Below are 1,472 nucleotides of genomic sequence, written 5' to 3' on the forward strand. Positions count from 1 at the left end.
AGGCACGGGCACGGCAAAGTCGGAGAGTGTGCGGCTGAGGACTCCGCGTTGAGGTCCGGAGTGGATTTGACGAAACGGGCACGGCTCCGGTGATCTCGAGGTTGTCTACGCCTTCGGATCACCTTGTGGAGTACCGTGCCCGCGCCTGCATCATTGCTGATCAACGCTGTTCAAGGCCAGTCGGACCAGAGGACACGGCCTGTCCTGTTGGGCCGTGACGGGCAGGAAAGCCTGGTGGCGGCGTTGTCGCGGGTTCCCGATCCGCGAGACGCGCGGGGTGTCCGGCATCGGCTTCCGACGGTGGTCGGGTTGGCCCTCGCCGCGGTCCTGGCCGGAAGTGCGTCGGTGTACGCGGTCGGGCAGTGGATCGCCGGATGTTCGCAGAAGACGTTGAAGGCGTTCGGTGCCCGGGTGGACCCGGTGACCGGCCGGTACGTCGGCCCGGACGAGAAGACGGTGCGGGGGTTGTGTGCCCGACTCGACGGTGACGCGTTGGACGCCGCCGTGGGCCGGTGGCTGCAGGGCCGCGCGGACGCGGCGGCGCGGGCGAAAGCCCGGGTCGGGGTGCGGCCGTCGCGGGACCGAAAGGCCCGACGCCGGGTTAGGGCCGCTGGCCAGCGACACCGCCGCGCCAGCGCGCGGGACCGTCACCGGCCACGGTTGCCGCAGGTCGCGGTGGACGGCAAGACCAGCCGGGGCGCGCGGACCCGCGACCGGGCGGCGCCGCATCTGCTGGCCGCGCTCACCTGCGCCGGGGTGGTCCTCGCCCAGTGTCAGGTCCCGGGCAGGAGCAACGAGATCGCCGCGTTCACCGGGCTGTTGACGCCGTTGGACCTCGCTGATCACGTGGTGACCGCCGACGCGATGCAGACGCAGCGCAAGCATGCCCGCTGGCTGCGGGAGGTCAAGGAGGCGCATTTCGTGTTCCCGGTGCTCGACAACCAGCCGACCCTGTTCGACCGGCTCGACGCGCTGGACTGGGCCGGGGTGCCGGTCACCGGGCGCAGTGTGGATGACGACCGGGGCCGCCACGAGGTACGTACCGTCCAGGTCATGCCCGCCCCGCCGGATCTGAACTTTCCGCACGTCGCGCAGGTGTTCCTGATCGAGCGCGCCGTCACCGTGAAGGGCCGTACCAGCTACCAGGCGATGCTGTATGTCACCAGCCTCACCGCCGGACAGGCCGACGCCGCTGATCTGCTGGCCTACGTCCGTCAGCACTGGGGAATCGAGGTCCTCCACTGGGTGAGGGATGTGACCTTCCGGGAGGACGCTTCCCGGATCCGTACCGGCAACGCGCCGCGCGTCATGGCGACCCTACGAAACGTGTCGGTCAGCCTCCTGAGAATCCACGACACCACCAACATCGCCGCCGCCCTGCGCTACAACGCCCGCAACAACAGCCGAATCCTCAAACTCCTACAGCTCCAACCAGCCTAAACACCAACCCGGCCGACTTTGCCGTGCCCGTG

General features: G+C 69.4%; 1 protein-coding gene. It reads left to right on the plus strand.

Annotation, left to right across the window (positions count from 1 at the left end):
- Positions 1-234: 234 nt before the first annotated feature.
- A complete protein-coding gene (locus tag ACFHWT_RS31250) occupies positions 235-1,440 on the plus strand; it encodes an ISAs1 family transposase (protein ID WP_416598285.1) in 1,206 nt (401 codons plus the stop codon).
- Positions 1,441-1,472: the final 32 nt, after the last annotated feature.

The sequence above is a fragment of the Micromonospora sp. LOL_021 genome (assembly GCF_048060215.1).
In the GTDB taxonomy this organism is placed as follows: Bacteria; Actinomycetota; Actinomycetes; order Mycobacteriales; family Micromonosporaceae; genus Micromonospora_E.